This is a genomic window from Chitinispirillales bacterium ANBcel5 (assembly GCA_029688955.1).
GTDB lineage: Bacteria > Fibrobacterota > Chitinivibrionia > Chitinivibrionales > Chitinispirillaceae > Cellulosispirillum > Cellulosispirillum alkaliphilum.
In genome coordinates this window covers 1-6,993 of record JARUKZ010000071.1, presented here as the reverse complement: position 1 = coordinate 6,993, position 6,993 = coordinate 1, and the positions used below count along the sequence as shown (strand labels likewise).

Annotated in this window: 8 protein-coding genes; all 8 read left to right on the top strand. The window is 37.7% G+C overall.

Annotation, left to right across the window (positions count from 1 at the left end):
* A partial coding sequence (locus QA601_18520; GenBank protein MDG5817099.1) for a M23 family metallopeptidase occupies window positions 1-700 on the top strand: 700 nt, incomplete at its 5' end.
* Window positions 691-1,320, top strand: coding sequence for a hypothetical protein (locus QA601_18515; GenBank protein MDG5817098.1), 630 nt, complete (start codon window positions 691-693; stop codon window positions 1,318-1,320). The genes QA601_18520 and QA601_18515, both read left to right, overlap by 10 nt.
* Window positions 1,321-1,443: 123 nt before the next feature.
* On the top strand, window positions 1,444-2,688 hold the full coding sequence (locus tag QA601_18510) for a peptidoglycan-binding domain-containing protein (GenBank protein ID MDG5817097.1): 1,245 nt from the start codon (window positions 1,444-1,446) through the stop codon (window positions 2,686-2,688).
* Window positions 2,689-2,698: 10 nt separating this feature from the next.
* A complete protein-coding gene (locus QA601_18505) occupies window positions 2,699-3,409 on the top strand; it encodes a hypothetical protein (protein ID MDG5817096.1) in 711 nt (236 codons plus the stop codon).
* 39 nt (window positions 3,410-3,448) lie between these two features.
* A complete protein-coding gene (locus tag QA601_18500) occupies window positions 3,449-4,669 on the top strand; it encodes a peptidoglycan-binding domain-containing protein (protein MDG5817095.1) in 1,221 nt (406 codons plus the stop codon).
* Complete coding sequence (locus tag QA601_18495; GenBank protein MDG5817094.1) at window positions 4,670-5,146, top strand: hypothetical protein; 477 nt, start codon at window positions 4,670-4,672, stop codon at window positions 5,144-5,146. It abuts the gene before it with no gap.
* A 187-nt stretch (window positions 5,147-5,333) separates the two neighbouring features.
* Complete coding sequence (locus QA601_18490; protein MDG5817093.1) at window positions 5,334-6,320, top strand: peptidoglycan-binding domain-containing protein; 987 nt, start codon at window positions 5,334-5,336, stop codon at window positions 6,318-6,320.
* Complete coding sequence (locus QA601_18485) at window positions 6,313-6,795, top strand: hypothetical protein (GenBank protein MDG5817092.1); 483 nt, start codon at window positions 6,313-6,315, stop codon at window positions 6,793-6,795. The genes QA601_18490 and QA601_18485 overlap by 8 nt, the downstream gene beginning before the upstream one ends.
* Window positions 6,796-6,993 lie beyond the last annotated feature (198 nt).

Sequence of the window (6,993 nt, the reverse complement as noted above, 5' to 3'; positions counted from 1 at the left end):
TTTCACTGACATGGAGGTGTTTAAGAAGAATTTTGTAAAGAGAGTGGAGAGCGGTGGAAGGTTGAAGATGCGGGTGAATTATGCTCAGCCTGCCAATTGGAGACCACCAATTGATGATCCTATGCTTTGTTTGTACAGTCAGGGTGGACACTATAAACCATGGCATGGGTCTTTTGGCGAAAATATAAGGGACGGGGTAAGAAACCATAATGGAGTTGATCTATTAGCAAAACCAGGTGCAAAAGTGTATGCATGTTTTGACTCTGAAGTCAATACTATAACAACAGCAGGAAGTGCCGGTAAAGTACTTGTTTTAAAAATCAAAGACACCAGTACTTTTTTAAATATTAGAAATCAAGACTATAAGCCAATGTATAAAGATAAAGGAGAACTAATAGACGTATCATTTACTTTTAGTGGTTCAGTTTACCTTGTTTTCATGCACCTAAGTAAAAATGATTATTTCAAAGTGGGTGATAACGTAGGACCAAATGATGTGGTTGGACTAACTGGTATTACAGGAGTAGTGAATGGTACACGCAATCCACATCTACATTTTGAAATAACCAATGCAGGATTTATAAGAGGCCTGGAAAGAAAATGTAACCCTTGCATTTTCTTTAACATAAAAACAGAACAAAATATGACAGAGAAAGACAAAGTTCATCAAAAACAAATAAAGGATATGTTATGGAAATAAGAATTTTTTATTGTTTGATATTGGTGATAACACTGCCATCAATTATATGTAGTCAGGTAGGTGAAAAACAGTCTTTTTTAGAAATAAATGATACGAATAATTATGTCAAAGATACTATAGTAAAAAAACAAAAAAATTATAATGAGTGTTATAAGAAGGAATACGAAAAACGAAGTGATAAAGGTGAAATATTTTATTACTCTGATATAGTAATAGGGTTTAAAGATACTATTAAGCATAGAGATAATATAACATTTCTAAATTTTACAACAATATCAACTTCCTTAAATAAAACTTTTGAAATTGGAACTCTGCCTGGTATAGGTGAATTGGATTTTTGGTACTTTAGGTGCATGAAATCTAAGGTTTTTTTGATAGAATTAGATGATTATTATAGTTCTATTTTCTTCATTTATAGGTACCAGAATGGCCGATTGTATGGGTTGGGGGATTTTACAATATATCAACCTAACGTTGAGGATGAAGGGTTAAAAGAAAAAAACATTGAAGTAAAAATTAAAGAAGGCTCAATGGAAATCACTACCTTTCTGGATGATGAAAAAGATAATAAATATAATTTTGAATTTAAAAACGCTACCGAATTGGAACTTATTCAATAACATCTGTATCATAAACCCAAACAGTTATACTATACTGGGATGTTTGGAACCGCAGAAATAAGAGAAGATCCTTTCCCCGAGTACATCTGGTGGCTTAAGGTTAATCATTCATAGTGCATTAATATGAATCAAATATATAAAGAGAAGACCAAACACCGCTTATGGCTGGAGCACGACCCCAGCACCCAAAATCAGGGCAGAACCAATTTGTGTGTACTTGGAAACGAAAGCAGAAATACCGGCGGCAATATTCACATCTTTGATAGTGAGACCGACTTCACCGACATGGAGGTGTTTAAGAAGAATTTTGTAAAGAGAGTGGAGAGCGGTGGAAGGTTGAAGATGCGGGTGAATTATTCTCAGCCGGCTTATGGGAAATATGACCTTAGAGATGGTGATAGTGACACAGAGAAAAAATGGGGCGGTGAAATCAGAGATGAGCAAGGTGCTTTTGTAGAAGAACTGCAGAAAGATCTGTTCACTCTTGGCTACTGGATAACAGAAGGAAAAGATGTTCCGGCAATTGGCGCACCAATGATATACAGTGGAGTGTTCGATAAAGGTGTTTATAGCGGACTTAAAACATTTCAATTTGAGCACATGGCTAAGTATGGTTTGGATGCTAATGGAATAATTGATGCTAAAACTGCGGATGCAATTAAAGAGTGTTTGGCTGACAAAGACTTTGAAAGGCCCGGAGTTCCTGTTGATATAAGTACAATTGCAGCCCGGGCCTTTTGCGGATCAGCAATTAATAAACCGGAAAGGCCTCAACGTTTCTATCAGCTACCGCCTTCAAAGAGCCATTGTTACAAAAGATATGGCAATGTATGTGATACCAGCACAGGTGTATTATCTGATGTATACCATAATGATATATGGGGGGCGAAAGAGCATATCGACGCGCTGATAAAATTAGCAGAAGAGTGGAAGTCGGAAAATGATGTAATTGAGATCGGAAACATATCACTATTTACAGGCGGAAGGATGCCACCTCATAGCAGTCATCAGGATGGATATGGTGTGGATATAAGGTCTGCTAAAGTTGGTTCCATGCAGAGGGCCAGTGTTGAAAACAGGCATTATTGTAAAGACAGCTCTGTGCGGTTTGCACGGAAAGCCCGCGAATTAGGCTTTGGAAGAATAATGACACAGTGCCCCCATGTGACTGTTACATGCAATGAATATTCAGAATATACGCCAAGCCTTTTCGTTGTTCAATATGAAGGACACCACCATCATTTTCATTTTGATTTTTGGGAATCGGGGGCACGTATTAGAGAAGATCAAGAAAATCTCGATCTCTCATATTGCAGTAGTTGTATAAAAAGAGATGAGTGTAATTCGCAACATAAACGACCAATCTGAGGAGAAGAAAATGATTAAAAATTATACTTTTTTAATATTGGTATTGTGGTCTTTACTACTATTTGTATCGTGCACAGAGGCCAATAAGCAAGAACAATTCGATTTTGGTAAATATCTCCAAGATAGGTGGGGTATTGACATTAATAATGAGAACCTTAGGATTAAATATCATTCTAAGGAAGAGAGATTTGAAAGTATTCTCAAAAGCCATAGAAATGATACAAGTTCTGGAAAAAAGCAATTAAAAACCATGTGGCCAACAGAAATGGACCTTTTTATTCGTGAGTTTTACATGGTGTATAAGAATGATACCAACAAAATTGATGGCTTGAAAGTTTTTTTTCCTGGGGATAGCACTTGGTATAATCAATCGTTTTTCACAAAAGGATTGAGAGATTCTGTGTGGTATTCAAAATCCTGGGATTACATAAAGATTGAAAATAATCGAAATGGTAGGGTCCATGGGAAGCAAATAACAAAAAACCACGATGGTGTGATTACACATGAAGCGAATTATGCAGATGGTGTTCCGGTAGATACTGTTATAAATCGTTACTCTGACGGAACCACAATGGAGATAAGAGTCTACGAAAAAGGTGAAATTATAATACACAAGTGCTATGATCGTTGTGGTGAAGAGTATCCGTGTGAATTCCCCTCGGTTTGCCATTCACCCAGCGGAGAAAGAATTCCCTGTCCTGATCCACATCCAGACTACTGAGAGTATATAAACTAAAACACTTATCTAATCAGGTTTTAATTGGGACATTTCACCAATACTCCCGATCTGCAGCCTCCTCTCGGTCAGGACGAAGTAAATGAAGGTCCCATTCCCGAAGGTATATGGTGGTTAAAGCGGGATAATCTTCAGTGCATAGATGACCTCGGTTTTTGGCGAGGCACATTTGGCGGAACATGGCCAGGAGGAGTAAAACGTTGGGGCAGGTACCGCTTATGGCTTGAGCACGACCCCGAAACCAAAAATCAGGGCAGAACCAATTTGTGTGTACTTGGAAACGAAAGCAGAAATACCGGCGGGAATATTCATATCTTTGACAGTGAGACCGATTTCACTGACATGGAGGTGTTTAAAAAGAATTTTGTAAAGAGAGTGGAGATCGGTGGAAGGTTGAAGATGCGGGTGAATTATGCGAAAAGTTATAAGAAGGGTGATACAGGAAAGATAGTTGAGGAGATAAATATACGGTTGGCTGGTTTTGGGGGTGGTGTACCATCGGATGTTTTTGATGATCTGACAGAGACAAAAGTTAAAAATTTCGAGAAGCTCTATATGAAACGAGGTAATCCTAAGGGCATAGTGGATATGGCTGTAGCCGAGGCTATTGATGAATTCGGGGAAGAATATGTGATAGATGAGGATATGTTTCGGCAATTAAAGTGTAAGTGTGAGTCAAGGAGTGACATATCTGTTAAATGTGCAGGTTTTGGAAATGGAAAATTCAAAAATGAATTTTCGCAGGCATCTACTGCGGAAGCGTTTCACAGGTATGAGTATCCGGGAATTCATAGATCTCTACTTTGGGCTATTCGTGGTCTGGATTATCACTTATGGCAAGAAGATGAAAAAATTGAGAGATTTGGGTTTAGCTCAGGATACCGTTGTTATGGATCAACAGTAAACCATAGAGGTAAAGCTGTAGATATCATTTATCGGAACCAAATTAACGGACAATGGATAAATAGAGATCAACAGAGTAGTGCAGATAGACAAATTGTGGCAGAACAAGTACGGACAATTTGCCAAAAAAGTGAAGTTCTTAATGCTACGATTGATTGGATTATGCCTGCAAGTAAGGACAGGTTTTCTCTTGAGTCGGTCGAAATGGGGGCAACAACTTGGGTTCATGTAGATGTCAGAGAATTTGATCGTAGCAAATATTTGGATGATCGATTTTTCTGTAAAAACTTAACTGAAATTAATGGTGAGAAGCTTATATTACTTTTACAAAAAGAGGTGTAGATGTTTAAAAAGACAACACTATATATACAAGTATTAGTTATTACAGTTGTTTTCTCATGCAATGCAACAAAAGAGAGTCAATATATAAAAAATGAGTCGGTAACAAGTAATAAAGATTCCAACGAGCGCATTGAGAAATCATCAACTAAAAACGATGATTCCTTACCGAACTGTGAATTCACCCAGTTTGATTATTCTGATTCTACAGGTGTATTACGAGGTTTACTCGTCTCTACCAGTTATACAACAAGGAGCAAAACGGCAGGAATAATACGTATAGTTGATATTGAGAATGACACCATAGACTTTTCTTTTGATGTTTCTAATATAGAACCAAACTTATTTCATGAGTTTAGTTGTGTGGAAATAGAATACGGATCTGAGATATTTAGGGTTTCCTCAGAACATTCTGAAGATGGTCCTGTGGGATACGAAATCAGCAGGCGTTTTTTTATTAAGAAATTGAAAATTGATTAGAGGCACTGCTCTGTAACATTTCTCAAAGTATCTGGTGACTAAAGCGGGAGAATCTTCAGTTCATTGATGATCTAAATTTCTGGGAACAACATTTGGCGGAACATGGCCAGGAGGAGTAAAACGTTGGGGCAGGTACCGCTTATGGCTTGAGCACGACCCCGAAACCAAAAATCAGGGCAGAACCAATTTGTGTGTACTTGGAAACGAAAGCAGAAATACCGGCGGGAATATTCATATCTTTGACAGTGAGACCGATTTCACTGACATGGAGGTGTTTAAAAAGAATTTTGTAAAGAGAGTGGAGATCGGTGGAAGGTTGAAGATGCGGGTGAGTTATGCGAAAAGTTATAAGAAGGGTGATACAGGAAAGATAGTTGAGGAGATAAATATACGGTTGGCTGGTTTTGGGGGTGGTGTACCATCGGATGTTTTTGATGATCTGACAGAGACAAAAGTTAAAAATTTCGAGAAGCTCTATATGAAACGGGGTAATCCTAAGGGCATAGTGGATATGGCTGTAGCCGAGGCTATTGATGAATTTGGGGAGGCATATACGATTAGTGTTAGACTGTTTGATCAATTAAAATGTAAATGTCCTGCAATGAGTGATGTTACTGTCAAATGTAATGGATATGGAAATGGGAAATATTTGAATGAGTTTTCGGGGGCATCCACACGGGAAGCATTCCATAGATACGAATACCCCGGTATTCATAGGTCTCTACTTTGGGCTGTTCGTGGCTTGCAATTTCATCTCTTACAAAATACAACTAAATATCGTTTACATGGATTTAGCTCAGGTTACCGTTGCTACGGCTCAACAGTGAACCATAGAGGTAAAGCAGTAGATATACTATATGAAGTAGAGCGAAATGGAAATTGGATTAACAGGAATACTCAAAGTGATGCTGATAGACGAGTTGTGGCAGAACAAGTACGGACAATATGTCAAAAACGTGAAGTTCTTAATGCTACAGTCGACTGGGTGATGCCTGCCAGTAAGGATAGGTTTTCTCTTGAATCGGTAGATACGGGAGCAACAACTTGGGTCCATGTAGATGTCAGAGAGTTTAGTCGAAATAAATATTTGATTGATAAGTTTTTCTGTACAAGTCCAAACGAAATGAATGGAGATAAATTAACTGTATTAATCGAAGGGAACATAAATGCATAACTGGTTTCTCAAAATTATAGTTTGTGTGTGGGTAATTGTTTTAGCATGTAAGATTGATAGCAATAAACAGGTGTCAATTCCATCCGAATCTGTTAACCATAACAAAACAGTTGCTTCAGACGACAGCTCTGATATTATTAACAATAATAATCTTAATTCATGTAAGGCAACTAAATTCAAGTATTCTGATTCAACAGGCTTGGTTAGAGGCATTGTTATAGCTCTTGAAGACACTTCAATTACAAGTGGTACAGGAGGAATTCAAATTGTGGATTCAGATAAGGATTCTATCTGGATATCCTTCACATATCACGATATGCCTGATATGGATCTAAATCAAATTAGTATAGGCTCCTGCATTGAAATTACTTTCTATGCTGACATTAGAAGGGTTACATCGAAAAATTCTGAAGATGGTCCTGTAGGGTATGAAATTTGCAGAAGCTTTTACATAAACAACATCAAACATGATTAGATGTATATAAAAGTCACTTAATGAAATGAACGAACCTTTGTCATGTAGATTCAGAGCCGATCAGTAACTCGTTTGCTATGAAAATGTAATATCTTTTTTTTTGAGCTTGTGGCGTTAGTTGGTGACGCTTCCGAACCGATATGTAACCCCTTTACAATTGCCCTGAGAAGAAGAGAGTATCTTACGTTTAGTGGCTCC

Coding starts and splice junctions, on each gene's coding strand:
- QA601_18515 (MDG5817098.1), top strand. CDS start 691: ATGGAAATAAGAATTTTTTATTGTTTGATATTGGTGATAACACTGCCA.
- QA601_18510 (MDG5817097.1), top strand. CDS start 1,444: ATGAATCAAATATATAAAGAGAAGACCAAACACCGCTTATGGCTGGAG.
- QA601_18505 (MDG5817096.1), top strand. CDS start 2,699: ATGATTAAAAATTATACTTTTTTAATATTGGTATTGTGGTCTTTACTA.
- QA601_18495 (MDG5817094.1), top strand. CDS start 4,670: ATGTTTAAAAAGACAACACTATATATACAAGTATTAGTTATTACAGTT.
- QA601_18485 (MDG5817092.1), top strand. CDS start 6,313: ATGCATAACTGGTTTCTCAAAATTATAGTTTGTGTGTGGGTAATTGTT.